This is a genomic window from candidate division WOR-3 bacterium, from assembly GCA_039801905.1.
In the GTDB taxonomy this organism is placed as follows: domain Bacteria; phylum Hydrothermota; class Tepidihabitantia; order Tepidihabitantales; family JBDRVQ01; genus JBDRVQ01.
This window is the reverse complement of the sequence record JBDRVQ010000002.1, coordinates 1-25,892: the sequence shown is the minus strand read 5'-3', so window position 1 is coordinate 25,892 and position 25,892 is coordinate 1. Positions and strand designations below refer to the sequence as shown.

The 25,892-nt window shown below is 43.7% G+C and carries 23 protein-coding genes; 12 read left to right on the top strand and 11 right to left on the bottom strand.

What is annotated here, in order from left to right; translation table 11 throughout:
* Position 1: 1 nt before the first annotated feature.
* Genes ABIL00_00660 through metK form a run of 3 tightly spaced genes read right to left on the bottom strand, consistent with a single transcriptional unit; the run spans position 2 to position 4,255 of the window.
* On the bottom strand, positions 2-1,852 hold the full coding sequence (locus ABIL00_00660; GenBank protein ID MEO0109276.1) for a tetratricopeptide repeat protein: 1,851 nt from the start codon (positions 1,850-1,852) through the stop codon (positions 2-4).
* Positions 1,834-3,084: an adenosylhomocysteinase gene (gene ahcY, locus ABIL00_00655; GenBank protein ID MEO0109275.1), complete on the bottom strand. Its 1,251-nt coding sequence runs from the start codon at positions 3,082-3,084 to the stop codon at positions 1,834-1,836. Before ahcY ends, ABIL00_00660 begins: the two co-directional genes overlap by 19 nt.
* A gap of 7 nt (positions 3,085-3,091) precedes the next feature.
* Positions 3,092-4,255, bottom strand: coding sequence for a methionine adenosyltransferase (gene metK, locus ABIL00_00650; protein ID MEO0109274.1), 1,164 nt, complete (start codon positions 4,253-4,255; stop codon positions 3,092-3,094).
* 165 nt (positions 4,256-4,420) lie between these two features.
* Here metK and ABIL00_00645 point away from each other — a divergent pair, with 165 nt between their 5' ends.
* Positions 4,421-5,527 (top strand): PilT/PilU family type 4a pilus ATPase, encoded by a 1,107-nt coding sequence (locus ABIL00_00645; protein ID MEO0109273.1) that lies wholly within the window; start codon positions 4,421-4,423, stop codon positions 5,525-5,527.
* A gap of 48 nt (positions 5,528-5,575) precedes the next feature.
* On the opposite strand, the gene ABIL00_00640 is transcribed toward ABIL00_00645, so the two are convergent.
* Genes ABIL00_00640 through ABIL00_00605 form a run of 8 tightly spaced genes read right to left on the bottom strand, consistent with a single transcriptional unit; the run spans position 5,576 to position 13,909 of the window.
* Positions 5,576-7,216 carry an NAD+ synthase gene (locus ABIL00_00640; protein MEO0109272.1) on the bottom strand — a complete coding sequence of 547 codons (1,641 nt, stop codon included), beginning with the start codon at positions 7,214-7,216 and terminating at the stop codon, positions 5,576-5,578.
* Positions 7,213-8,124: a quinolinate synthase NadA gene (gene nadA / locus ABIL00_00635; GenBank protein MEO0109271.1), complete on the bottom strand. Its 912-nt coding sequence runs from the start codon at positions 8,122-8,124 to the stop codon at positions 7,213-7,215. The genes ABIL00_00640 and nadA overlap by 4 nt, the downstream gene beginning before the upstream one ends.
* On the bottom strand, positions 8,099-8,872 hold the full coding sequence (locus ABIL00_00630; protein MEO0109270.1) for a DUF72 domain-containing protein: 774 nt from the start codon (positions 8,870-8,872) through the stop codon (positions 8,099-8,101). The genes nadA and ABIL00_00630 overlap by 26 nt, the downstream gene beginning before the upstream one ends.
* A gap of 4 nt (positions 8,873-8,876) precedes the next feature.
* Entirely contained in the window at positions 8,877-9,221 is a 345-nt protein-coding gene (locus ABIL00_00625) for an MTH938/NDUFAF3 family protein (GenBank protein MEO0109269.1), read from the bottom strand.
* On the bottom strand, positions 9,211-9,954 hold the full coding sequence (locus ABIL00_00620; protein MEO0109268.1) for a segregation/condensation protein A: 744 nt from the start codon (positions 9,952-9,954) through the stop codon (positions 9,211-9,213). The genes ABIL00_00625 and ABIL00_00620 overlap by 11 nt, the downstream gene beginning before the upstream one ends.
* Positions 9,944-10,987, bottom strand: a complete 1,044-nt coding sequence (locus ABIL00_00615) for a DUF362 domain-containing protein (protein ID MEO0109267.1) — start codon at positions 10,985-10,987, stop codon at positions 9,944-9,946. Before ABIL00_00615 ends, ABIL00_00620 begins: the two co-directional genes overlap by 11 nt.
* Complete coding sequence (gene amrS / locus ABIL00_00610; GenBank protein MEO0109266.1) at positions 10,977-12,134, bottom strand: AmmeMemoRadiSam system radical SAM enzyme; 1,158 nt, start codon at positions 12,132-12,134, stop codon at positions 10,977-10,979. Before amrS ends, ABIL00_00615 begins: the two co-directional genes overlap by 11 nt.
* A 59-nt stretch (positions 12,135-12,193) precedes the next feature.
* A complete protein-coding gene (locus ABIL00_00605; protein ID MEO0109265.1) occupies positions 12,194-13,909 on the bottom strand; it encodes a glycosyl hydrolase family 18 protein in 1,716 nt (571 codons plus the stop codon).
* 1,139 nt (positions 13,910-15,048) lie between these two features.
* On the opposite strand from ABIL00_00605, the gene gcvT reads away from it, so the two are divergent.
* From gcvT to ABIL00_00550, 11 genes are all read left to right on the top strand, one after another.
* Positions 15,049-16,146 (top strand): glycine cleavage system aminomethyltransferase GcvT, encoded by a 1,098-nt coding sequence (gene gcvT / locus ABIL00_00600; GenBank protein MEO0109264.1) that lies wholly within the window; start codon positions 15,049-15,051, stop codon positions 16,144-16,146.
* A 12-nt stretch (positions 16,147-16,158) separates the two neighbouring features.
* Positions 16,159-16,545 (top strand): glycine cleavage system protein GcvH, encoded by a 387-nt coding sequence (gene gcvH / locus ABIL00_00595; GenBank protein MEO0109263.1) that lies wholly within the window; start codon positions 16,159-16,161, stop codon positions 16,543-16,545.
* On the top strand, positions 16,542-17,900 hold the full coding sequence (gene gcvPA / locus ABIL00_00590) for an aminomethyl-transferring glycine dehydrogenase subunit GcvPA (GenBank protein MEO0109262.1): 1,359 nt from the start codon (positions 16,542-16,544) through the stop codon (positions 17,898-17,900). The genes gcvH and gcvPA overlap by 4 nt, the downstream gene beginning before the upstream one ends.
* Positions 17,890-18,087 (top strand): DUF6485 family protein, encoded by a 198-nt coding sequence (locus ABIL00_00585; protein MEO0109261.1) that lies wholly within the window; start codon positions 17,890-17,892, stop codon positions 18,085-18,087. Before gcvPA ends, ABIL00_00585 begins: the two co-directional genes overlap by 11 nt.
* Entirely contained in the window at positions 18,084-19,520 is a 1,437-nt protein-coding gene (gene gcvPB / locus ABIL00_00580) for an aminomethyl-transferring glycine dehydrogenase subunit GcvPB (protein ID MEO0109260.1), read from the top strand. The genes ABIL00_00585 and gcvPB overlap by 4 nt, the downstream gene beginning before the upstream one ends.
* On the top strand, positions 19,517-19,792 hold the full coding sequence (locus ABIL00_00575; protein MEO0109259.1) for a hypothetical protein: 276 nt from the start codon (positions 19,517-19,519) through the stop codon (positions 19,790-19,792). The genes gcvPB and ABIL00_00575 overlap by 4 nt, the downstream gene beginning before the upstream one ends.
* Entirely contained in the window at positions 19,785-21,614 is a 1,830-nt protein-coding gene (locus ABIL00_00570) for a glutamate mutase L (GenBank protein ID MEO0109258.1), read from the top strand. The genes ABIL00_00575 and ABIL00_00570 overlap by 8 nt, the downstream gene beginning before the upstream one ends.
* Positions 21,615-21,626: 12 nt before the next feature.
* A complete protein-coding gene (gene purF / locus ABIL00_00565) occupies positions 21,627-23,060 on the top strand; it encodes an amidophosphoribosyltransferase (GenBank protein MEO0109257.1) in 1,434 nt (477 codons plus the stop codon).
* A gap of 540 nt (positions 23,061-23,600) precedes the next feature.
* Entirely contained in the window at positions 23,601-24,893 is a 1,293-nt protein-coding gene (locus ABIL00_00560; protein ID MEO0109256.1) for a hypothetical protein, read from the top strand.
* On the top strand, positions 24,893-25,018 hold the full coding sequence (locus ABIL00_00555; GenBank protein MEO0109255.1) for a hypothetical protein: 126 nt from the start codon (positions 24,893-24,895) through the stop codon (positions 25,016-25,018). The genes ABIL00_00560 and ABIL00_00555 overlap by 1 nt, the downstream gene beginning before the upstream one ends.
* The coding region (locus ABIL00_00550) for a hypothetical protein (protein MEO0109254.1) at positions 25,015-25,892 on the top strand (878 nt) is incomplete at its 3' end. The genes ABIL00_00555 and ABIL00_00550, both read left to right, overlap by 4 nt.

Sequence of the window (25,892 nt, the reverse complement as noted above, 5' to 3'; positions counted from 1 at the left end):
TTTATTTTAATTCGTAAAGGGCGGATTTTGCCAATTTATTTTCCGGATTAATCTCTAAGACCTTTCGCCAGAGGGAATGCGCCTTTTCCTTTTCGCCCAAGTAGTAATGGGCTAAACCAAGATGGAAGAGGGCAATATCAAATAGTGGTTCTAAATAGTATGCCTTTTCGTAAAGGAGCAATGCTTCTCTTATCTTACCTTCTTCTAAGTAGAGGTTTCCCAAATTATTGTAGGTGCGAGCGGAATGGGGGTCAAGTTTTAAGGCGATCTCGTAGTATTCCTTTGCCTTCTCTCTTTCCCCTTTTGCGTAATGGAGATTTCCTAAGTTGTGGTAAGTTTCGGGAAGGTAGGGGTTAATACTGAGGGATTTTTTTAATACCTCTTCTGCCTCTGCCAATTGCCCCATTTCGGTAAAAATCACACCGATCAGGTTGTAGGCTTCAATCCATAAGGAATCTTCTTTTAGCGCCTTTAAGGCATACTGGAAGGCGGAATGATTATCTTTTGCCTCTTTTTTTGCCAGGGCGATGGTGGTGTAGGATTGACCTAAGTTAGGGGAGGAGACTTTGTAGAGGTCGGCATTGAAAAGAAGGTAAGAGGGGAGGAAGAGGAAGAAGATCGGTTTTCGGTCTTTTTTCATTATTCCCCAAAAGCCGTAAGCAGCGAAGAGGATGAGAATCGGAATTAAAGCCATCCGGTAACGGGCGGTGACAAAGAAGAGGATGAAGGAAAGGGGATAGGTAATTAAGAAGAGATAGAAGGGGGATAAATCTTTTCTCTTCTCTCTCAGAGCGAAGTAGATACCGATTAGAGAAAGGGGAAAGAGGAGACCGAAGGGAAATTGGAAGAAGGGTAGTTTCTGGATTAGATATTTGAGGTAGGTGAATTGGGAGAAGAGGTAAATGTCCCGATTGTTGGAAATCTCATAACCGGAGAAGAAGAGATATAGTTTTCTTAAAAAGAGGGGGAGAGATTTTTGGGGATTTTTCAGAATAAATTCTAAACCTTTCTTAAACCAGAACCGGTCAATCGCAGACGGTTTTAATTCCCTTCCGGTCTCTTCTTCGGCAATCCTTTTTGCATCATAAAGCCCACCCCACCAACTTCCCCTTGTCCCAGGGATGATGGCGGTCATTCCGTCACTTTCGGGGTTATTACCAATATAAAAGTTTATCCCACCCTGCCAGGCGATGAGGATAAGATCTTTTTCTTTGATGTAGTTATGGATGGTGACCGGAATGATAGGTAAGATAACGGCGAGAAAAAAAGGAAGAAGTTTTTTTATCTCTTTTAATTTTATAATGAATAAAATAAGGAGAAAAAGTAAAATATTCGGTCGGGTGATAGCGGCGAAGCCAAAGGAGAGACCGGAAAGGAAGATTTTCTCTTTTAGAAAGAGGAAAAATCCGAGAAGGGTTAAAAAGATTAGGAGGTTGGTGAGGAGGAGTTCGCCGTCAAAATAGATGAGGAGGGGATAGAGAGTAGCCACTAAGCCCGCGATCGTACCAACTTTTGGGGAGAAGATTTTTTTGCCGATGAGATAAATTAAAAGGCAACTAGCCGAACCGATCAGGGCTTGGATGATTCTGGGAATTAGGAGGTTGATCCCAAATATTTTATAGATGAGAGCCAGGAAATAAGGGTAAAGAGGTGCCCGAAAAAAGCCCTTCTCAGCTAACCAGCCACCTTTCAAGATGGAGATTGCCATCTGGTGGTGGTATAACGGGTCCATTTGGGGATGGAAGAAGAGGGGGTCATTCGCCTTCGCTTGAAACAGATAAAGAAGACGCCAGAAAAAGGCGAAGAGGAAGATGACTAAGGGTGTTATCTTTTTTAAGTTCCCAATTGCCAAGCGGTAATATAGTCTTTCTGCTCCTTAGTCAAGGAGTCGATCTTTACGCCCATTGATTTCAATTTCAACCGGGCAATTTCGCAATCAATCTCATAAGGCAATTTATAGACTCTATTTTCCAATTTCTTATGGTTCTTAACGAGATATTCACAAGCCAAAGCCTGATTGGCGAAGGACATATCCATAACCAGTGCGGGATGCCCTTCCGCTGCGGAGAGGTTAACCAATCTCCCTTCGGCTAAGAGGTAGAGCCTTCTTCCATTCCGGAGGGTATATTCGGTACAAGAGTTCCTTACTTCCCTTTTTCGGATAGTTAACCGGTTAAGTCCCTTTTTGTCAATCTCCACATCAAAGTGACCAGCGTTACAGATGATTGCCCCATCTTTCATTAGAAGGAGATGCTCTTCCCTTATCACGTTTATATCACCGGTGGCGGTGATGAATAGGTCACCAATCGGGGCAGCTCTTTTCAGGGGCATAACCAAAAGACCATCCATCTTCGCTTCTAATGCCCGGATCGGGTCAACTTCGGTGACAATCACTGAGGCACCCATCCCCCTTGCCCTTAAGGCGATTCCTTTGCCGCACATCCCGTAGCCACAGACAACAACCGTCGCTCCTGCTAAGAGGAAATTGGTCGCTCTTAAAACCCCATCAATTGTTGATTGACCGGTGCCGTAGCGATTATCAAACATAAACTTCGTCAAAGAGTCATTCACGGCGATTATTGGGTAGCGTAAGACCCCTTCCCTTTCCATATTTTTCAGCCGGATGACACCGGTGGTTGTCTCTTCGGTTCCCCCAAAGACAGAAATCTCCCCTTTCTTCTGGTGGAGGGTTGAGACTAAATCCGCACCGTCATCAATGGTGAGGTTTGGTCTTTGGTCAAGGGCAATTAGGATATGTTGGTAATAGGTCTTTCGGTCTTCCCCCCGGAGGGCAAAGACCGGAATCCTGTCGTATTTGACCAAGGCGGCGGCGCAATCATCCTGAGTGGAAAGAGGGTTGGAGGCACAAAGGGTTAAAATCGCACCCCCGGCTTTTAGGGTTCGGGCAAGATTGGCGGTCTCGGTGGTGATGTGGAGGCAGGCAGAGATCTTTATTCCCTTTAATGGCTTCTCTTTCGCGAACCGCTGGCGGATCAATTTCAAAACGGGCATAAACCTCTCTGCCCATTCAATTCGCCTTCTTCCCTTCTCCGCCAATTTTATATCTCTTATGTGATATTCCATAATTTTATTATATGCCAACCAATCTTCTAATCTCTTTTACCATATCCAACTTCTCCCAAGTGAAGTTCTTCTCTTCCCGCCCGAAATGGCCGTAGCAGGCGGTTGGGAGGTAGATTGGTCGGCGGAGATTCAATTTTTCAATAATGCCCGAGGGAGTGAAGTCAAAGAGTTTTTTTATAACTTTCAAAATTTCTTCTTCCGGAATTCTGCCGGTGCCGAAGGTGTTAATGGTGATATGGAGCGGTTCGGAATGGCCAATCACATAGGCGAGACTCAATTCCAACTCGTCCGCTAAGCCCGCGGCTACCAAATTTTTTGCCACATAGCGGGCAAAATAGGAAGCGCTCCGGTCAACCTTGGTCGGATCCTTACCGGAGAAGGCACCGCCACCGTGGCGCACCTTTCCCCCATAGGTGTCAACGATTATCTTCCGACCGGTCATTCCGGTATCAGATTGGGGACCGCCAATAATGAATCTACCGGTTTCGTTAATATAATATTTTGTTTTCCGGTCCAAATATTCCTCGGGGATTACCGCTTTGATTACCTTCTCAATTATCTCTTCTTTTGCCCAATTAGAAAACCTCTCGCCCCTCCGGTCTAATGCCTCTTCGGTATGCTGGGCGGCAATTACCACTTTGTCAACCCGAACTGGTTTTCCATTTCGGTATTCAACCGTCACTTGGGATTTCCCATCCGGACCGAGATAGGAAAGAATTTTCTTTTTTCGGACCTCGGCTAATCTTCGGGTTAGTTTGTGGGCTAAGGTGATGGGAAGGGGCATCAATTCTGGTGTCTCCCGGCAGGCATAGCCAATCATCAGCCCTTGGTCTCCAGCACCCCCTTTATCAACACCGATGGCGATATCGGGTGATTGGGTGCCGATGGCATTAAGGATGGCGCAATTTTCCGCAGAGAGCCCGTAGCGCGTGTCGGTATACCCGATATCCTTCAATAGGGAACGGACCAATTTCTGTAAGTCAACCCAGCCGTGGGTTGTGATTTCCCCACCGACAATTACAAGACCAACTGTCACAAAAGTTTCACAAGCGACCCGACCGTAGGGGTCTTGTCTTAATATATCGTCTAAGACCGCATCGGAAATTTGGTCACAGATTTTATCCGGATGTCCCTCGGTTACCGATTCCGAAGTAAAAAATAGTTTTCTCATAAGCCATTTTATTTAGTTTCGGGAAAAAGTCAATGGACTATTGACTTTTATCAAAATTATTATTAATGTTAAAGAGATGAGAAAGTTTAAGTATGAGAAAAGTTCCTTGACTTTTATTAAAAGTAGGGTATACTTAATTATTAAGTATAAGGTAATAGGTGTGTTATGAATGAAGAAGAGTATTTAGATTCCCTTTTAGCACGGTGTATTGAGGTCAACGCCTCGGATATCCATTTAACGGTGGGGCGGCCACCAACTTTAAGAATTGATGGCAAACTCTATCCAATTGATGGCGCTGCTGCGTTAACCCCAGAAATTACCTCCCGTTTTAAGGACATCGTTTCGCGCCAGGCAAAACATCTCAGGGTGCAGATTGAGGATGGCGGCGGTGGCGATTTTGCTTTCAATTATAAAAATATCGCTCGTTTTCGGGTTGCTATCTATAAACAAAAGGGATACTTCGGTTTAGCTCTCCGTCTCATTCCCAGAAAGATTATGACTTTTGAGGAGATTGGTTTTCTCCCCCATCTCATTCCGAAGATTAAATTTCTTTTAGATCGGCCCCACGGTCTGATTTTGGTAACTGGTCCCACTGGTTCTGGTAAGACGACAACCCAAGCCACCTTTATTGACTACATATTAAATTCACCGAGACATGTGCTCACGATTGAAGATCCGATTGAATTCATCCACGACCATAAGGCAGGAATCATTACCCAGAGGGAAGTAGGAACGGATGTCTCCTCCTTCCGCGAGGCGATAATGAAGGGCTTGCGTTCTAATCCCAATGTGATTCTGGTCGGCGAGATTCGGGATTTGGCAACCGCGGAGGCAACAGTCTGGGCTGCGGAATCCGGACATTTAGTAATTGGCACCCTTCACACTACTAATGCTCCGGAAACCGTCACTAGATTTATTGATATCTTCCCCCCGGAAATTCGCGACCAGATCAGAATCCAATTTTCTATCTCCCTTTTGGCGGTCTTTTCCCAAAGACTCCTTTTGCGGGCGGAAGGGAAAGGTAGGATTGCCGCTTTTGAGATAATGATGGCAACCCCCGCGGTGAAAAACCTCATCCGAGAGAAAAAGATTGAACATTTACCATCGGCGATTCAGACCTCCAGTGCCGAAGGTAGTATCTCATTTGATGCCTATCTGGCGGAATTATACAAGATGGGAAAGATTAACTATGAAACCGCTCTCGCTAACTCTTCGGACCCGAAGGCACTCCGCGACCTGATTGAATACGGAACCCGGCGCTATAAGAGTTAAAAATCCGGGCATTGCGCAACCTCTTTCTCCCTAAAAGGAGGGAGATCTTTAGATAAATTTATTGGTGATAGGCATACGGCGACCAAAGCCGAATGCCTTGTGAGTAATTTTTAAGGGGAGAGGTGCCTGTCTTCTCTTGTACTCATTTTTGTTCACTAATCGCACCACTCTCTCCACATCTTCTTTCTTAAACCCTCTCTTTATAATCTGAGGGGGAGAGAAATTCTCTTCAATGTAGAGACGAAGGATTTCGTCAAGGAGGGAATAGGGGAGAAGGTCATCTTCATCCCTTTGATTCGGTCTCAATTCCGCAGAAGGGGGTTTGGTGACGATTCTCTTAGGGATTACTTCTCTTTCTGAGGTCTCATTGAGATAATGAGCCACTTTGTAAATTAGTGACTTCGGCAAATCAGCGATGATGGCTAAGCCACCCGCCATATCGCCGTAAAGGGTGGTATAGCCAACCGCCATTTCCGATTTATTGCCGGTGGAGAGGACTAAGTGGCCGAATTTATTGGAAATTGCCATTAGGATATTTCCTCGGATCCGGGCTTGGATATTTTCCCAGGTAGTATCAACTTCCCTTTCTTTCTTTAAGAATCTTTTTAGGGTTTTTAAGTATGAGTTATAGATCTCTCTAATATCTATTTCCCAATAAGAGATACCGAGATTCTTTACTACCAACTCGGCATCCCGACGGGAGGACTTTGGTGTATAAGGACCGGGCATAATCACCCCTAAGACACTTTCCCTCCCCAGTGCCTTTACCGCCAAGGCAGCAGTAATCGCCGAGTCAATACCACCGGAGATTCCCAAGCAGACCTTCTTAAAACCGTTTTTTTGTAAATAATCTTTTAGACCCAGTCCGAGAGCTGCCACTACCTCTTCCTCCACGCGCCACTCTTTTTCTTCTTTTTCCTTTTCCTCCAAAGAGAAAATGACCAAATCTTCTTCAAACCTCTTGCCGCAGGCAATCAATTTACCTTCCGGAGTAAAGACAAAACTGCCCCCATCAAATATTAAATCATCCTGGCCACCAACCAAATTGCAATAGATAAGATAAACCTGATTTTTCTTAGCCTTTTCCCTTAACATCTCTTTTCTTCTTTCGTATTTTCCAATATAAAATGGGGAAGCAGAGATGTTAATTATTATCTCCGCACCGAGAGATTTTTGCTTCTCTAAAACCCCATTTTCCACCCAGATATCTTCACAGATATTAATCCCAATTTTTCTCCCGATAAATTTTAATACCCTTATCTTGTTTCCGGGTTGGAAATATCGCTTTTCATCAAAGACGTCGTAAGAAGGAAGGTTGATTTTTCTTATCCGGCTGATAATCTTTTGATTGTAGGCAAAGAGGGCAGAATTGTAAAGGACACCTGGGAAGAAGGGAGAGAATGATCTATCCGGATGAGAGAACTTTCTCTTCTCCCATTCCACACACCCGAAAACGATACCGATCCCTTTACTCTCTTTAATAATCCTTTGGGCGAGTTGCCAATTGGCGGTGATGAAGTCTTCTCGGAAAAGGAGGTCTTGGGGTGGGTAACCAGTGGTTGCTAATTCCGGAAAGACGATAATCTCACATCTCTCTTTCTTTGCCGAATTGATCCTGGCTAAAATCTTTTCCTGGTTATTTATAAAATCACCAACGGTGAGATTGATCTGAGCCAGAGCAATCTTCATCGCACAGCAAACATCCGCTCTAAGGCTTTTTGCGCTCTGAACCGAACTTCTTCCGCCACCTCAATCGGATATTTCATCTCGGTTAGAGAAATAAGAACCTTCTCCAAGGTTGTCTTTTTCATATTGGCACAGATGGCACTTTCCTTCAAGGGGTAGCACTTTTTCCCCGGGTATTCCCTTTTTATTCGGTTTACTAAACCGACTTCGGTTCCTAAGACGACTTCCGGCAATTCCTTACTGAGACGAACCATACCGCTGGTGGAGGCGACATAATCCGCCTTTTTTAAGACCTCAAGTCGACATTCCGGATGGCAAAGAATTTTTGCTTCTGGGTATCTCACTCGGGCATTGTCTACATCTTCGGGCTCAAACCAAAGGGCATGAACATAACAGAAACCTTCCCAGGGGATGATATTTTCCCTTCCGGTCTCCTGGGCAACATAAAGGGCTAAGTTTTTATCTGGGACAAAAAGAATCTTTTTTTCCACCGGGAGGGATTGAACGACTTTCACGCAGTTGGCGGAGGTGCAAATGATATCCGATTCCGCCTTCACCTCCGCAGTGGTATTAATATAAGAGACAATAAGACAATCCCCAATCTCCTCCTTTTTTCTTAAAAGTGCTTCCTTACTCACCATATCCGCCATCGGACAACCAGCATTAATATCGGGCATCAGAACAATCTTTTGGGGATTTAGAATTTTAGCGGTCTCCGCCATAAAGTGGACACCGCAGAAGATGATAATTTTCGCTTCGGTCTCCTTTGCCCGCAGAGAAAGGTCAAGGGAATCACCGATAAAGTCAGCGACTTCGTAGATTTCGGGTCTTTGGTAATTGTGAACTAAAATGACCGCCCCCTTCTCTCTCTTTAATCGTAAAATCTCATCTTTTATTTTCTCGTAATTCATTAGAGAGTTCCTCCATTATCTTCTTCATTCTTTTTGCGTCTTCAAACATTGTAATGTTATTAAACATAATATAACCGTTCTTTCGGGAAATTGCCTCCTGGGCAATTCTTTCTAACTCTTCCTTAGAAAATTTATGACGGTAGCCTTTTCCGCCGTGGAGACGGAAATAAAAGGCACAAGGGTTTTTGCCTCTTTTTTGAAAGAGACCAGAAATGGGCAGTTTCACCATTGGGTCAAAGGCTAAAATCAATTTCAATTCCCGAGAGATTTTCTTTAAGGTTTTATCCTGCCACTTTCCTCTCGCTTCCCAGACTAAGGTTAAATCTCCCCGGTCAATTTTGGAGAAGAAGGAATAGATATTTTTGACATTTTCTCCTTCTTCGGAGAAGGAGGGTGGGGTTTGAAAGATAATCATCTCTGCCTTTAGGACTTCTGCCCTCTTTCTTGTCTCCTCCCAGGCGGCTTTAGTCTCTTTGGTTAAACGGAAGAAACCTAAATTTTTTTCGTTAAGGGGAAAGGGAAAAGAAGAGGGTTGGAAGCGTTTGTAGGTGGGAGAAGAAGGGGGATGGGTGAGCAATTGGGATGCTTTTAAGATGAAGGAAAAACCGGGTGGGGCTTCCCGGCGCCATCTTTCCAAAAGGGAGAGATTGGGAAATGTGTAGAAAGTAACTTGGATTTCGCAACAATTAAAAGTCTTGTAGTATAGCGCTCGGCTTACCGGAAAGCCGCAACAACCAATTTCAATCATAATTTTAGCAGGTGAGATGGAAGAGGGCGGACTTTTTCCGCTTTTCTTGATTAAAGGCTCTTATCGCCTCTGGAGTGAGAAGGGAGATAAATTCCACATCTTTCTTTTTTAAATAGTCTTTTATCTCAGGAGATAGGGAGAGACAACCATTTTGTCCCGTCCCGATAATTACCACCTCTGGGTTGCCGATCAGCAATTTTTCTAATTCTTTTTCGGAGAGGGAATGGCTGGAGCCAGAAAAATCTTCATAGCGATTTCTTATCTCACCGTTGGTGGTGATGATAATGTCCGAGGTGTATTTGACACCGTCAACGATTATCCAGCCAAAACCGGTCCTTTCAATTCTCATTTCTTCCTTCCTTACCTTTTTTCTTAAGGGGGATGACCAGGATATCACCAAAATCTTTTTCCTGGATTAATTTCACTTCCCCCAAAAATGCCAATTCTAACAGGGCAAAAAAGATGATGACAATGTCTTTAATATCCTTCGCCTCTTTTAGAAGACCAAAAAAGGTGAGAAATTCCTTCTCTCCTTTTCCATTGCCCACCGCTTGCATCTTTTCAATCTTCTCCCGAACTAAGGCGATTCGCTCTTCCAAGCGGAAAGGTGGTTTTTCAATAAATAGTTTCTCTTTCCCCTTCTTCTGTAAATGGTAGAAGATCTTCATCAAATCAACGATATCCAACTCCTCTTCTTCGGTCGGAATTGTTTTGGGACGGGTAAAGAGAGCGGAACGTTCTTCTTCTAAGGAAGATAAGAGGGAAGCCAATTTCTTATACCTCTCAAACTCTTCGTAGATTTCAAAAATGGAAACGGTCACCTCCTCGCTTTTTTCCTCAGAGGTAGGGATAAGTTTGCGCAATTTAATCCGGATTAAAACCGTCGCCATTAAGAGGAAATCGGAGAGATCCGAATAGAAGGGTTGGTCTTTTAATTCCGAAAGTCCCCGGATAAACTCTAAAAATTGGTTGGTGACGGTGGCGATGGGAATCTCAAAGATGGAGACCTCCTCCTTTCTTATGAGATAAAGCAAGAGTTCAATCGGGCCAGAAAAAATAGGTAAGGAGATATTAAATTTCATAAGGGCAGAGTTCGTATTCCCGAGAACCAATCCCTAACTCCTCTCCCACCTTTAAGACAATCTCCGGATTAATTTGGGGATAGATGGCTTTAATGTTATCCTTAACCATATCGTAGCCCGCCTGATCTAAGGCGACTGGGTCAAAGGAAGCGAGAATCCCAATGTCTTTAACAATGGGCTCTTCGGTTTTCGGAAAGCAATCACAATTAGGGGTGATGTCAATTAAAAAGTTGAAGTGGAGGCAGAACCGGTCTTTTAAGATGGAATGGGCATATTCGGCAACTTTTTTTTGTAACTCTTCAGAACTGGAATCCCATTTAATCTGAATTGCATAATTGGGGCAAATGGTGAGACAGCCGCTACACCCCACGCATTTGTTATTTATGAGATAGCGACCCTGGCGAAAGATGATTGCCTCGTTGGGACAATATTCCGCACAGGTGCCGCAAAAGGAACATTTACTTTCATCAATGTAGGGGATAGAGACCGAATGCATATCTAATTTCCCACCTTTTGCCGCCAAACCCATTCCGATATTCTTTAATGCCCCCCCAAAACCGGTAACCATATGTCCCTTAAAGTGGGCGAGGTTAATTAAGAATTTAAACCCCTTCAAGCGGCGGCCAATTTTTTTACCGTTGATTTCGGAATAAAACTCCCCCCGCTTCCCGTCAACAAAGATGATAGGGGCTAAAACCTTCTGCAGGGTAAAACCGTGTTGCTGCGCTAATTCAAAATGGCTCTTCTCTTCCTGCCGCTTTCCCCGATAGAGGGTGGCGGTCTCTAAGAGATAGGGCTGGAGGCCGGAACCGCCGCAAAGGAGAACAACTTCCCGAACGTATTCCGGATTTAGGTAATTTTCTCTCCCCTCCTCTCCGAAATGAACTTTTATCCCAATTTTTTTGTGGGAGGGAATAGAAGAGAAAAAATTTGTCTCATTAAAGACAAAATTGAGAAATGAGACATATTTCGCCCGATTAGCGTTCAGGTCTTTACCGCTATCTAACGGCAGAAAATAAACCTTACTCTTCATTTTTTCTTCTTGCCGCAGAGGTCATATTCTTTTGGATCAAAGTAAAAATCCCCGGAATCTTCTCCCCGCATTTTGGACATTTCCCATCTTTCAGGTGGTTTTCGGTCATTGTGATACCGACCCTCTTGATCAAAAGAGTACCGCACTTCGGACAATAGGTATTCTCAAACTTATGCCCCGGGCAGTTTCCCAGATAGACATACTTCAAACCACATTCCCTGGCCACCTGGTGCGCGGCTTCTAAGGTCTTGATTGGGGTCGGCGGTAGTTGCTGTAACTTATAATTGGGGAAGAAGCGGGTAAAATGTAAAGGAACATCTTCTCCCAAGTTTTCCTTTATCCACTGGCACATCTTCTTTATCTCTTTTAAGTCATCATTGAGAGAAGGTACCACCAGATTGACAATTTCCAACCAGACTCCTTCCTCTCTAATTATCTTTAAGGCATCCAGGACTGGTTGGAGGGTTGAGGAGCAGGTCTTTTCGTAAAAATCTTCGTTAAAACCCTTCAGATCAACCTTTATTCCATCAACCACCTTACACAATTCCCTCAGAGGGATTTCGTTAATATAGCCCCCGGTGACCACAACTGATTTTATCCCTTCCTTTCTTGCCAACTTGGCGATATCATACATATATTCATAAAAGACGATTGGTTCGGTATAAGTGAAGCAGATTATCTTCACCCCCCACTTCTTGGCGGTCTTCACCACCTCTTCGGGAGGGAGATAGAAACTGGGTACTTCTTCTAAACTACGTTGGGAGATCTCCCAATTCTGACAGTATTTACAACGTTGATTGCAGGAGACGGTTGCCAGGGTGAGACGGAGTTCTCCGGGGAGAAAGTGAAAAAATGGTGCCTTCTCAATTGGCTCCCGATTGACAGAGCAGGGATAAGCATAGACGATGGAATAGAGTCTACCGTTCCTGTTTTCCCGGTTCCGGCAGAACCCCCTTTTATGCGGTTCAATTAAGCAGTAGCGGGGGCAGAGTTCGCAGACAACTTTATTCCCTTCCAACTTTTTATAAAACATTGCCTCCCTCTCTCCTTCACTTCGTCCGAAGCCGAGGAGGGAGAAGAGGAGAATAAAAACTCCAAGGATCGGGGCAAAGAGGTAATGGCGTGGGGAAGAATAATATGAGCCCATACTTAATAATATATTAAGGTATTAATAAAAGTCAATAAAGCGAGAAGGCATTTATCAAACTATTCTGCTAAAATTATTTTTTTGGCGATGTTTCCGGGATTGATTTTTATAAAATAGATGCCTGCTGGTAGGAAGGAAATATTGTTGCCACCAGGTGACAAATCCATCACCTTTTGACCGGTGGCGCTTAAAAGTTCTACTCGGTAATTACTTTTAATTAGGGGCATTCTTAAATTGTGGTGAACAACTGTGGGGAGATTTAAAACCCAGGTATCAAGACTGGTTGTTTCTTCAATCTTATTACCCGGACTGAAGTCTAAGTCGTCCCAAAAGTCCGCACCGCCCCAGCCTTCAATTAAAGGGGAGAGGCGGGCGAATTGGGAATGGGAAGGAGCAATAACCCGGCCGGTGGTCAAAAAGCGCCAAGAAGCGCTGTCGGTACTGAGCACTTGGGAAGAGACACTGCCAATTACCCTATGGGTGGAGTCAAACCACTGGAGAAGAAGATAAGTCCGGTTACCCCGGTGGTCATTCTTATAAGACCAGCCGGAGAACTCATAGAAAAGACCGGGTGTCACCAATACATCCTGAAATAGTCTGGAAGTGACCGGCCAAGGATAACCGAGAGAATCCGGGATGTGACGAATGCTTGCGCTCCCGGTTCGCACGATTTCTGTCTCGCGTCGGTATTGGGCTTTACGCCCCTCATACCAGCCTAAAGGATTCGGACTGGTATCGCTGGGTACTGCCGATGTATCAAGTTGCCAAATTTCACAATCACCGTTAGTGAAATCTTCCTGCGGTCGGTTAAAGCTCTCGCGCAGCGTTGCCCAAAGTTCTCGACGAGGACCATCATAGCCGAGCGCCCAAATACCGGCGCCTAAGAGATCGTGTTCGTGGACTTCTTGGTATTTAAGAAAGAGACTGGAATCATCGTCAAACCAACCCTGATTCCAGACCCCGCTGTGAAATCGGTACCAAGGTGTCTGGGATTCCTCATCCCAGAGGTAACCATATTCTCTTGCCCGGTTTGACGCCTCTGCGTAGTAAATTACCTCACCCGGACCAGAAGTTCGAGAATGGGTGGTCTCCGCTAAGGTTGGCCACTGAAAACCATAGTAAGGCACCCCTAAATAAAGTTTTCTTCCGTTGCCAATTTCGTTCAGGTATTCATTTAGGGTCATTTGCAAATTTCCGTAATATTCCCAGCCAAAGAGCGGGGCAACTGGTCCTGCCTCTGGACAACTTTGCCAGTGGAAGTTGTAGCCCATAATAAAAAGACCATCGGTGGTTTCGGCAAGCGCCCGGAAATCATAGGCGTTGGCGAAATCTAAGGGCATCGTTGCCATCGTCAATTCCAGGCCAGAAGCCCAGCACGCGGCGGATAGCCTTTGCATAAAAAGGACTACTGTATCGCGGTCCGAACTTAAAATATCTTCAAAATCAATATTAATTCCGTCTACTCCGGACGATTCCGCCAACGCTACTAAATTAGGAATGGCGGCTGGAGCCCGGATTGCTTGGTGAATATTCCACCAGCCAAAACAGGTTGCCACCATTTCGCACTTCACACCATTGCGGTGCGCCCGGTCAATCACTCTTGCCCAACGACCGGGAAAGTTATGGGCATTGGTGATTGAACCATCTGGTTCCAGAGTCACATCAAATAGACCGATGCGAGTTAATAAATCGTAGTGAAACCAGCGTTCATCAACCCAGTATGGGTTATAGCCATAAATTTCCCGCGTGATTGATGGTAATTTCCTTAGTCGCAATGGACTCGGTTTGATTATAGACGAAGGTTGTCTTTCTTCTACTTCCTTTCGGTGCCTCTCTGCTTCCCACCAGTGTTGGGTTTTGGGAAGCGTTTGACCAAAAAGAAAAGAAAAGAAAGGAGGAAAAAAATAGAAGATTTGGCTATCATACCCTATTTTTGCCGTCAAATTCTCTAATTCTCATTCCGTATTATATAAATTATATAAACCATTAACTTTTTGTCAAAATGTTCCTGCAAGCGTTAAACAGTGATTATTACCACTTTAGGGGTTTATCTCTAAGAATACTCAAAAATGTATGAGGCCGATTAATCCGGACATTTCTCACAATCTCTCTAAGCAGTACATTATTTTTTTAAGTTCCATTAAAGTAAATAAGTTATTATAAATCAAAGACTTATAAAAAAGGGGGGAAATTTAGTGTCAGAAATTGGGGGGTATTTCCGTATTTATTATAGAGGGCTATGAAGAAGTTAAAAGAAGTTATTAAGGTAAGTTATTGGGTTCTAATCCCAACCCTTATATCAGAAGAGAGATTAAGGAGGTATTATCGGGTAATTAATAGTTAACTTAAAATGTCATTAAATAATAGGAACTTTATCAAACAGGAGGGGTTTATTTTTATAAAAAGGGGTGTAGCATACAGGGGATGGTATCAGGGATTTAATGAAAGGCATAATATAAGGTCTAAGAAAAGGTATAATTTTAGACTTAATCGGAGATTTAATAAAGGGTTTAATTGAGGATTTAATAGATACTCTAAAAGAGGGCATAATTGGAAGTCTAATTCAGAGTTTAATAGAAGGGATAATAAAGAGTTTAATCCTGTGTTTAACTAAGGCTTTAATCCTAAGTAAAAATGGGAGCCTAATCTGGATACTGGAGATATATTCAAATTATGTGGGAAATTGCCTCCGGAAATACCTCTCCCCAGCTTGCCAAGGACCGAAAGGGAATATAAAACCCATCCACCAAAGATAAATGAGAATCTTACTCGCCTCTTATAGAAAAAGAAGTATATCTGAACTCAATATCCCTTTAAGCGAATAATTGAGGAAGGGGTTAAAACCCATTTCTCTCCTATTGCCAATAAAAATCCTTGACTATCTCTAATATTTTATTATTATTAAAAATTAAAGATGAGAACTCCTTTTTATGATTTCCACTGCCAATGGCAGGGGAAGATGATTGATTTTTTTGGGTTTGAGATGCCTTTATATTATCAAGGGATAATTCCCGAACATCTGGCGGTAAGGAACTCTTGTGGTCTCTTTGATGTCTCCCATATGGGAAGGGTAGAGATTAGGGGAAAGGATGCTATAAATTTTGTTGACTTTGTCACGACCAATGCGGTAAAGGAGTTAAAGCCCTACCAGGCGCAATATTCGGTCTTCTGTTATGAGAGCGGCGGGATTGTTGATGACTTAGTGGTTTATAATTTAGAAGACCATTTCTTATTAGTAGTTAATGCCTCAAATCGGGAAAAGGATATAAATTGGTTAAAAAAGAATCTCTCTGGGGAAGTAGAAATTATTGACCGAACTTTTGAGATTGCCCAACTTGCCCTCCAAGGCCCAAAGGCAGAAGAGATTTTAGGTAAAATAACCAACTCTTCACTCTCGGAAATAAAATTCTATTGGGCAAAGAGGGTAAAGGTCGCAGAGGTAGAATGTTTGGTCTCACGCACCGGTTATACCGGGGAAGATGGTTTTGAGTTATATTTTTCCAAGGACGAGGCACCAAAGATTTGGCCGGCACTCTTTAATGCGGGCAAAGAATTTAATTTAGTCCCTTGTGGTTTAGGCGCCCGAAATACTTTAAGGTTGGAGATGAGATATTGCCTCTACGGCAATGATATCACCGCGGAGACCGATCCTCTTTCTGCGGGTCTCGGATTTGTTGTCAAATTGAATAAGGGAGATTTTATCGGTAAGCCTGCCTTAGAAGGAATAAAGAAAGGAGGCTTGAAGAGAAAGTTAGTCGGCTTTGAAGTGGCAGGAGAGAGGGTTGCCCGAGAGCATTTTAAGATTCTGAACGAAAAGAGAGAGGAGATTGGTTTTGTTACCAGTGGCAGTTTTTCCCCATCTTTGAAGAAACCGATTGGTTTGGGCTATGTGGCAATAGAGTACTCGGAAATTGGTACCCCCCTCTTCTTCCTTTCCCCTCGGGGAGAGGAATTAAAAGGGGTAGTTGTTAAGACACCTTTTTATAAAATGGGTAGCCTAAAAAGAGGATAATTGGGAGGAATTATGAGTTTGGTCCCTGATGATTTATTTTATACCAAAACCCACGAATGGGTGAAAATAGAGGATAACACCGCCCTTTGCGGGATTACTGACTTTGCCCAGAAAGAACTTTCCGATATCGTTTATGTGGACATTACGGAGATGGGAAAAGAGTTAAACCAAGGGGAGAGGTTTGGGACAATTGAAGCGGTGAAGACGGTTTCTGATTTGTATCTACCCGTTTCCGGAGAAATAATCCAAGTGAATGATTTAATAAAAAATGACCCCGGAATTATTAATCAGGAGCCTTATGGTAGAGGTTGGATTATTAAAATTAGAATTAAGAATAAAGAAGAATTGAAAAATCTTCTCAAAGCCGAAGATTATAAGAAGCACATTGGAGAAGTATGAAATATACCCCCCATACCGAAGAGGAGAAGAGAGAGATGCTTGCCCGGATTGGCGTCTCCTCTCTTTCTGAACTCTTTTCCCAAATCCCAGAGAAAATTTTATTGAAAGGGGACCTCCCTCTCCCTCCGTCTCTTTCCGAGTTTGAGGTGAGAAAATTGGTAAAAGCGATTGGCGAGAAGAATGAGACAACTGATGAGTTCATTAACTTTTTAGGCGGTGGGGTCTATGACCACATCATCCCCGCAGTCATCCCCCATATCTTACAGCGGAGCGAGTATTATACCGCCTACACCCCATACCAGGCGGAAGTCTCTCAGGGGACTTTACAAACTATCTTTGAGTTCCAATCTTTAATTTGTGAACTTTTCAATATGGAGATTGCCAATGCCTCAATGTACGATGGGGCGAGTGCCTTAGCCGAAGGTTGTCTGATGGCGGTGGCGATTAAGAAGAAAAAGAAGATTCTTTTGGCTGATTCCCTCAATCCCCTTTATAAAATGGTGATTGAGACCTACTTAGAAGGAACCGAAATTGAACCAGTTTATTTACCAACTCCCAAGGGCCGGATTGAGTTAGATATTTTGGAGAAAATAGTTGACCCTTCCTTCTCGGCGGTGGTCGTCCAAAATCCCAATTTCTTCGGCATTTTAGAACCGGTAAAAGAAATGGCAACAATTATTCATAAAAACGATTGTCTCTTCCTTCTTTCTTGCGACCCAATCTCTTTAGGTATCATTTTACCACCGGGTGATTACGGAGCAGACATTGCGGTTGGGGAAGGGCAATCCTTAGGAATCCCTCCCTCTTTTGGTGGTCCTTACCTCGGCCTTTTTACCACGAAGAAGGAGTTCATTCGTTTTATGCCTGGCAGGTTGGTTGGGAAGACAATTGACCGAGATGGCAACCCGGGTTATGTCTTAACCTTACAGACGAGAGAACAACACATAAAGAGAGAAAGGGCAACTTCCAATATCTGCACCAATTCTGCGCTCTGCGCCTTAGCCGCGACCATCTATCTCTCCCTTTTGGGGAAAAGGGGTTTAAGAGAGGTGGCGAGTCAATGTCTCCATAAAGCCCATTATCTCTTAGAAAGGATTGAAGAAGAGACCAATTTCCGCCGGGCATTTCCCCTTCCCTTTTTCAAAGAATTTGTCCTGAAAGGGAAAAAAGGAATCTGGCCCAAAATTCTTAAAGATTTAAGGGAGAAAAAGATTTTCGGAGGTGTCCATCTGGGAAGATTTAATGAGGATTGGGAAGACCTTCTGTTGGTTGCGGTTACGGAAAAAAGGACAAAAGAGGAGTTGGATTTCTTCGTTTCCGCTTTAAAGGAAATAGGAGCTCGTTATGGAATGTAATCTCAATAAAAACTTAAAAAATTGCACCTGCACTTATGAGCCTTGCTCTAAAAAGGGTAGATGCTGCGAATGTATTTTATACCATCGGAAAAATGGAGAACTCCCCGGTTGCTTCTTCCCTCCGGACTTAGAAAAAACTTACGACCGTTCAATTAGTAATTTCCTTAAAGCCTATAAGAGACTATGAAGACAATCTTTGAACATTCTACGCCGGGGAAGAGGGGCTATTATCTCCCACCCCTGGATTTGCCAGAAAAGGAACTGACAGATTTTATACCAAAAGAATATCTGAGAGAAAATTTACCCCTCCCCGAGGTGAGCGAAGTAGAAGTGGTGAGGCATTTTGTCAACCTTTCCACCCTTAATCACCATGTGGATAAGGGATTTTATCCCCTCGGTTCCTGTACGATGAAGTATAATCCCAAGGTGAACGAGACCATCGCCTCTTTTCCATCTTTTACCAATACCCACCCCTGGCAAGAGGAAGAGACGGTTCAGGGAAATCTATTTTTAATGAGCGAATTGGGCAAACTCCTTCTGACCATTGTGGGAATGGATGCGATTACCCTGCAACCGGCGGCGGGTGCCCATGGTGAGTTCACTTCCCTTTTAATTGTCCGGAAATACTTTAAGGATAGAGGGGAGAAAAGGGAACGGATTTTAATTCCGGACTCCGCCCACGGGACCAATCCGGCAAGTGTCACGATGTCGGGCCATCGGGTAGAAGTTATTCCTTCTGATGAAACCGGGCAGATTTCCTTAACGAAACTGAGAGAGAGGATTGGTGAAGATTGCGCCTGTTTGATGGTGACCAATCCCAATACCTTAGGAATCTTTGAGGAGAGGATATTAGAGATTGCCGAGATTTGCCATTCCTACGGCACCCTTTTATATTTAGACGGAGCCAATCTTAACGCCTATTTGGGTTATCACCGACCGGGTGATGCCGGATTTGACCTGGTCCATCTCAACCTCCATAAGACCTTTTCCACCCCTCACGGCGGTGGTGGTCCAGGAGCTGGTCCAGTCTGCGCCAAAAAGTTTTTGGAACCGTATCTACCAATCCCCAGATTGATAAGAGAAGGGGAGAAGTTTAGATTTGATTGGGAAAAGGGAAAGAGTATTGGGAAAATCCAAGCATTTTATGGTAATTTCTTGGTTCTCGTTAAAGCCTTCACTTATATCCGGATGCTCGGTCCTGATGGTTTAAGGGATTGTGCGGAATCTGCGGTCTTGAATGCCAACTATATCCGGAAGTCTTTGGAAGGCTATTATCATTTACCCTATAAAACACCAACGATGCACGAATGTGTCTTTTCTGCAGAAAACTTAAAGAAATACGGAGTAAGGGCATTGGATGTGGCAAAACGCCTATTAGATTTTGGCTTACATGCCCCAACAATGTATTTTCCTTTGATTGTCCACGAGGCTCTGATGATTGAACCGACAGAAACCGAATCTAAGGAAGTCTTGGATGAATTTATCAAGAGGATGATTCAGATTGCCGAGGAAGCAAAGACCAACCCTGAGATTTTGCAGAAGGCACCCCATCAGACACCGGTGAAGAGATTGGACGAGGCAAAAGCGGCAAGGGATTTGATATTGCGCTACCAAAAATGACTACTGAGGAATTAATCACTAAGGTAGCGAAAAGGGTTGTGGAATTGCGTCTGACACCTATCGCCATTGTCCTTTTAGAATCGGCAAAACCCTTATCGTTTATCGGCTCCCAGGTTTTAGTCTTTTTTCAACCGATAGTCACTTCCCTTCTACCCTTGAATTCTTATGAAGAGTTCGTTAAGATATTAGAGGATAGAAATAACTTAGAGAAGTTAATTCAGAGTATTGAAGAAGAGGAAAATCAAAGGGAGAAGGTAGGGAAAAATGGTTAAAGAAGATCTGAAAAGGATTTTAGCCACGGATTGTGGCTCAACAACCACCAAAGCCATTTTAATTGAGAAGCGGGGCGAAGAGTATCGGCTGGTTGTACGGGGAGAAGCGCCGACAACCGTTGAGGCGCCTTTTGAAGATGTGACCAAGGGCGTGCTCAATGCCACGCGGGAAGTGGAGGAATTGAGCGGCGTCAAGATTTTAGACGGTGAGAATTTGATTAAGCCTTATAAGAATGAGAAGGAAGGAATTGATATCTATGTCTCAACCTCTTCGGCGGGTGGCGGTTTACAGATGATGGTGGCAGGAGTGGTCTTAACCATGACCGCGGAAAGTGCCCAAAGGGCGGCATTAGGTGCCGGAGCGATTGTGATGGATGTGATCGCCTCTAATGATGGGCGGCTACCCCACGAGAAGATTGAAAGAATAAGGCATCTGAGACCGGATATGATTCTCCTTTCCGGCGGTGTTGATGGCGGCACCATCTCCCATGTTGTGGAACTGGCGGAATTGATCCGGGCATCTGATCCTCGTCCCCGTTTCGGAACCGGTTATGAGTTGCCCGTGATTTATGCCGGAAATGTCAATGCCCGGGAGCATATTATTAAGATCTTAAAGGATAAGACCGCTCTGGTGGTTGTGGAGAATATAAGACCGGTTTTAGAAAGGGAGAACCTCCAGCCCGCCCGAAACCGCATCCACGATTTGTATATGGAACATGTGATGGCTCATGCCCCGGGTTATAAAAAACTCCAATCCTGGACCGATGCGCCAATTATGCCTACGCCGGGGGCGGTTGGTCTTTTGATTGAGAAGATTGGCCGGAGTGAAAATATTGAAATTTTGGGTGTGGATATTGGTGGGGCAACGACCGATGTCTTTTCCGTGTTTCGTGACCATCAGGCAGAAGGGGAACCATTGGTTTTCAACCGAACGGTGAGTGCCAATTTGGGAATGTCTTATAGTATCTCTAATGTTTTAGTGGAAGCAGGTGTGGAAAATATTATGCGTTGGGTGCCTTTTGAGATTAGCGAGAAGGATTTAAGGAATCGGATCCGGAATAAGATGATTAGACCAACGACCATCCCCCAATCCTTAGAAGATTTAATGATTGAGCAGGCATTAGCGCGTGAGGCTTTGCGTCTTGCCTTAGAACAGCATAAAACAATGGCGGTAGGTTTGAAAGGGGTTCAGCAGGCAAGAACAATCTCCGATGCCTTTGCCCAGACCCTCACGGGTGAAACCTTAGTCAATTTACTCTCCTTAAATTTAATTGTCGGTTCCGGTGGAATTCTCTCTCATGCCCCGAGGCGGATCCAATCGGCTTTAATGATGATTGACGCCTTCCTACCAGAGGGAATCACGAAATTGGCAGTGGATAGCATCTTTATGATGCCCCATCTGGGTGTCCTTTCCACAGTACACGAGAAAGCAGCCCGGGATGTCTTTGAAAGGGATTGCCTAATTAAATTAGGCACCTGTATCGCTCCCCTCGGCGAAGGAAAAGAAGGGCAGAAATGCCTCACCCTAAAAATTTTCCAACCCGAAGGGAGGATTGAGACCCGGATAGTAAATTTTGGTGAGATAATCTTAATTCCGCTCGGTTTGAATGAAAGAGTAAAAATGGAGATTATTCCGGAGAAAGGGTTTGATTTGGGTCCGGGAAAGGGGAAGAAGATAGAGACGGAGATGGAAGGGGGCGTCTGTGGGATAATTGTTGACTGCCGGGGGAGAAGACCCTTTAATTTGCCCTCCGATAAAAATAAACGGATTGAGGCACTGAAAAAATGGGCGCTCGCCCTTAATCTCTATCCCAAAATTTAAGCAAAAGTTATTATGTGCGGCGTCGTAGGAATTTTAGGAAAAGGGAATGTGGTTCAAGAGATTTACGAAGGTCTTTTATCCCTCCAACATCGGGGGCAGGATGGGGCAGGTATTATTACCCATAATGGAATGTTCCACCTCAAAAAGGGGGTTGGTTTAGTTTTAGATGTTTTTAAGGAAAAAAACCTGAGGCGATTGCAGGGGAATATCGGAATTGGGCATGTTCGGTACCCAACGATTGGGGGTGGGGGAAGTGAGGATACCCAACCCTTTTTCGTGACCAACCCCTATGGTATCGCAATGGCGCACAATGGGAATGTTACCAATTACTTTCGCCTCCGGCAGGAATTAACCGAAAAGAGGCTCTGGTCTTTAAATTCCTATTCGGATGTTGAGGTAATCTTAAATATCTTTGCCGATGCCCTTCTCCGGCAACAAAAGAAGAATCAGAAAAATATCTTTTCTTTAATTGCCCGGGGAGTGAGGGAGGTCTTCCGAAAAGTGGAAGGTAGTTATTCCTGTGTCGGATTGATTGCTGGCAGAGGACTTTTTGCTTTTCGGGATCCAAAGGGGATAAAACCCCTAATCTTGGGTAGGAAAGGAGATTCCTATATCTTTGCTTCGGAGAGCGTTTGCCTTGACCTCTTGGGTTATAAATTGGAAAGAGATGTGAAACCGGGTGAGGTGATATTTATTGATACCAACCGCCAGATATTCCAAGAGGAGGTAGTAAAAGGGAGTCTTTCTCCTTGCATTTTTGAATATGTCTATTTTGCCCGTCCGGATTCGGTTCTGGATGGAATTTCGGTTTACGAGGCGCGTCTGCGGTTGGGTGAATACTTAGGGAAAGAGTGCCTAAAGGAAGGGATAAAACCGGATGTGGTCATTCCGGTTCCTGATACCGCCCGGGCAGCCGCGACAACCGTGGCGGAAGTTTTGGGGGTGAAATTAAGAGAAGGTTTAATTAAAAATCGCTACATCCAAAGGACTTTTATTATGCCGACCCAGGATTTAAGAAGGGCATCGGTCCGGCAAAAATTAAATCCAATAAAGAGCGAAATCGTTGGCAAAAAGATTCTGGTTGTTGATGATTCTATTGTCCGGGGGACAACATCTAAGGAGATAATTAGTATTTTAAGGCGGTGCGAGCCAAAAGAGATCTATTTAGCCATCACCTGCCCCCCTTTAAGATTTCCCTGCGTTTACGGGATTGATATGATGACAAGGGGCGAATTTATCGCCCGAAAATTTTCCGTAGAGAGAATCCAAAAGATGATTGGAGCAGACCGGTTAATTTATCAGACCTATGATGGTTTAATCTCCGCGGTGCGGGGAAAAGATAAAGATAGGAAATTCTGCACCGCCTGCTTTAATGGCGAATACCCAACCAAGGTAAAAAAGGAAGACTTTCAGGCAATGGAAAGAGAACGCTGCCAGTGGCGATAGAAAATCCAGCCCTCGTAGGTCCGGAGGTGAAAAATTTAATATTAGATTTTTAGGTGTATTTCAATATTTATTATATAGGAAGTATAAAAGCCTTAAAGAAATTTACCGTTATAATAAGAAGCACTACCGGTTAAGTAATAAAGAGAGATTTATCTAACGATGGGAGTAAGGGAAGTGATGATAAGATAAGTAAAGGGAGATTTAATGCTTTTTCTAATCAGGAGTTTAATCAGGAACCTAATCTGGCAGGTAAATGGTGTTTAAATGACCGCCTAATCATTAGGCAGTCAAAGATAAGAGCCCGAGATTTATAAGAACTTTAGATTAACTTATTACCGCGAAGGCAAGACCTTGCTCGCCAAAATGGTATTGACTTATATTATTAAATTGGTATAATAATTAATATTAAAATTGGACAGGATTAAGGATAACGGCACAATGAGGTGGCGATGAAGAGGAGATTATTAAACAGCACCGGGTCGGAAAACTTGTCGTCCGGGAAAGCCCGGAGGTTATATTTAGGAAATTAAGGAGGAATGTATGAAAATTTTAAGAGGTTTATTATTTTTAATATCTATCGGATTTCTACTGGCCGCGAATGGAGAAATTCTTATCTGGGATTTCTTTGAGGAAAATTTCGGTGGAATTAATCCATCATGGATACAATGCAAGACTGGAAGGGGGACGATAGGGCTACGAACCGAATGGACCCGTATTCCATATGCTTACTCCGTTCATGGTAAAACTAGTCTTTATATGTCGGCTTATGACGAAACTTCCTTCGCTTATGTAAAACGTGAATTTCCCACTCTTTCATCTAATGAGTATTTGGTTGAATTCTACTTTTGGATAGATACATCTTATTCCGAAATTAGAAATCTCCGACTCTACGAACCAAGGAAAGGGGATACGCTTGCCCATATTGTTTTAACTCTCGCCTACGCCTTTGATTCGATAGGAAAGAAATACTGGCGACTTTACGTTCAAGACAAATTCAATATTGACAGTTCCCTTACTTTACGGGAAAGTATAGACTTCTGGTATAAGTTCCAAATTCATCAACTTCCCACGGGAACCGTTTTGCTTTGGATTAATGGTGATTCTATAAAGACTTCATTCACCTCAATAAGCGATACTCTACAACCCGATTCTTTTCGCTTCGGAATTGTTGAGGGTTCAAAAGGGAGTGGATTTTGGGACGATTTTATTATTACAACCCCACCATCTGGTAGCCATCCGGGGATCTATTTCAAACCCCGTGATATTCCTGCTCTAAGAGAAAAAAGAGGGGATAATGATACAATCCCTTTAGGAATAAGTGCTGGGTCATTATGGAGAAGAAGAGAAGGATGGGCTTCCCGATGGGATAATGAATCAATAAGCATTTTTGAAGATGATACGATGCCCTCTTCTGAATATACATTCCATTGGCCATATCCTCAACCCCCTTTTGATAGCACAAGTGATAGAATATGGCATTTTTATGAAATGGCACTGGGAAAGCGGCTAGAATTGGTTGCTCTTGTCTCTCTTTTAAATTCAGACACCAAACTTTTTGAAACTTTAAGGGTATCTCTTAGGTCTATATCATCTTGGGAACAGTGGACGAACCGCTTCACTACTGCTTACTCAAATCTATATCTCCCTTTTCTTGTTAGAGGTCTGGCGTCAAGTTATGACCTGATTTTCTCCTACCTCAACAATTATGAGAAAATGGCAATCCAAAATGCCCTTTTGGTCCATGGTATTGGGCAACTTTATCAAGGTTTAGAATTTTATAATGATTATGGTTATTGGGGAACTACCGTCTCTACAATTTATCTGGCGGATTAGTGAGGAGTTTCTTTCTAACGGATGAAAGCCGGGAGTTAAGAGTCGTCCTTCCTAATGGTATCTATCTCTTAGAACTCAAATCCGAGACCTTGACAATTTTGAGAAAGGTCTTATTATTAAGATGATGGTTTTTTTCCTTATCCTCTCTCTTTTTTTCGTTCAGAGCCCGGTAGAGATAAAAGGGATGGAGGGAATTTCCTACCGGGCATGTATTGAGAAAGGGAGTCTCTATTTTCAATATAAAATTAGGGAAAGGTGGTCAGAGCCGGTAATAATTGACTCAGGCGGTATATTGGAATTTTCCATCGCAGTAACACCTGGGGACTTTTTACACATCGTCTGGTGTAAAGAAGGGAGGGTCTGGTATAAGACAACACTCCAGCCGATAACGCCTTGGTTCATCAGGCAGGGCGGAGTGCCGCAATGGTCAGAAAAAATTCCCATTTCTGAATCTTTGCGAACCGAGCCCGCATCTAATCCCTTTGTTGAGGCAGAAGGGGAATGGGTTTATGTGGTCTGGCGGGGACCGAATGAGGAAGGAGAAGATATTGGCGAGATATGGCAAAGAAAAGGAATAATCCAACCCCCAAGAACTCCTGACTGGCGTAGACCTCGCAATATGAGTCTCAGCCCCCAACGCGAATCAAATTATCCTACGATGTCAACCGGGAAAGTAGTTGCCTATCAGGAATCTCTCCCGGATAACTGGGAAGTTTACGCCAATCTGCCTATCCCTTCGGAGACAGTAAACATAAGCCGAACACCAACCAATTCCTTCTATCCTCATACCAGCCTTTTACCAGCACCGCCTTCCATTCCTTTTGAGTGGCAACTATTTAGCATCTGGACCGAATCAATGCTTGATAGTTTCTATCGGGTTATCTTCAATAATTACTTTTTCCAGCCAAGGTTTCCTTCGGAACCGGTGATTGATGTTATTCCTGGTTTACCAGAACCTTCACCTTACTGCTTAAAGAGAGATAGTTTTATAGACTTTGG

Coding starts and splice junctions, on each gene's coding strand:
- ahcY (MEO0109275.1), bottom strand. CDS start 3,084: ATGGAATATCACATAAGAGATATAAAATTGGCGGAGAAGGGAAGAAGG.
- metK (MEO0109274.1), bottom strand. CDS start 4,255: ATGAGAAAACTATTTTTTACTTCGGAATCGGTAACCGAGGGACATCCG.
- ABIL00_00645 (MEO0109273.1), top strand. CDS start 4,421: ATGAATGAAGAAGAGTATTTAGATTCCCTTTTAGCACGGTGTATTGAG.
- ABIL00_00640 (MEO0109272.1), bottom strand. CDS start 7,216: ATGAAGATTGCTCTGGCTCAGATCAATCTCACCGTTGGTGATTTTATA.
- nadA (MEO0109271.1), bottom strand. CDS start 8,124: ATGAATTACGAGAAAATAAAAGATGAGATTTTACGATTAAAGAGAGAG.
- ABIL00_00630 (MEO0109270.1), bottom strand. CDS start 8,872: ATGATTGAAATTGGTTGTTGCGGCTTTCCGGTAAGCCGAGCGCTATAC.
- ABIL00_00625 (MEO0109269.1), bottom strand. CDS start 9,221: ATGAGAATTGAAAGGACCGGTTTTGGCTGGATAATCGTTGACGGTGTC.
- ABIL00_00620 (MEO0109268.1), bottom strand. CDS start 9,954: ATGAAATTTAATATCTCCTTACCTATTTTTTCTGGCCCGATTGAACTC.
- ABIL00_00615 (MEO0109267.1), bottom strand. CDS start 10,987: ATGAAGAGTAAGGTTTATTTTCTGCCGTTAGATAGCGGTAAAGACCTG.
- amrS (MEO0109266.1), bottom strand. CDS start 12,134: ATGGGCTCATATTATTCTTCCCCACGCCATTACCTCTTTGCCCCGATC.
- gcvT (MEO0109264.1), top strand. CDS start 15,049: ATGAGAACTCCTTTTTATGATTTCCACTGCCAATGGCAGGGGAAGATG.
- gcvH (MEO0109263.1), top strand. CDS start 16,159: ATGAGTTTGGTCCCTGATGATTTATTTTATACCAAAACCCACGAATGG.
- gcvPA (MEO0109262.1), top strand. CDS start 16,542: ATGAAATATACCCCCCATACCGAAGAGGAGAAGAGAGAGATGCTTGCC.
- ABIL00_00585 (MEO0109261.1), top strand. CDS start 17,890: ATGGAATGTAATCTCAATAAAAACTTAAAAAATTGCACCTGCACTTAT.
- gcvPB (MEO0109260.1), top strand. CDS start 18,084: ATGAAGACAATCTTTGAACATTCTACGCCGGGGAAGAGGGGCTATTAT.
- ABIL00_00575 (MEO0109259.1), top strand. CDS start 19,517: ATGACTACTGAGGAATTAATCACTAAGGTAGCGAAAAGGGTTGTGGAA.
- ABIL00_00570 (MEO0109258.1), top strand. CDS start 19,785: ATGGTTAAAGAAGATCTGAAAAGGATTTTAGCCACGGATTGTGGCTCA.
- purF (MEO0109257.1), top strand. CDS start 21,627: ATGTGCGGCGTCGTAGGAATTTTAGGAAAAGGGAATGTGGTTCAAGAG.
- ABIL00_00560 (MEO0109256.1), top strand. CDS start 23,601: ATGAAAATTTTAAGAGGTTTATTATTTTTAATATCTATCGGATTTCTA.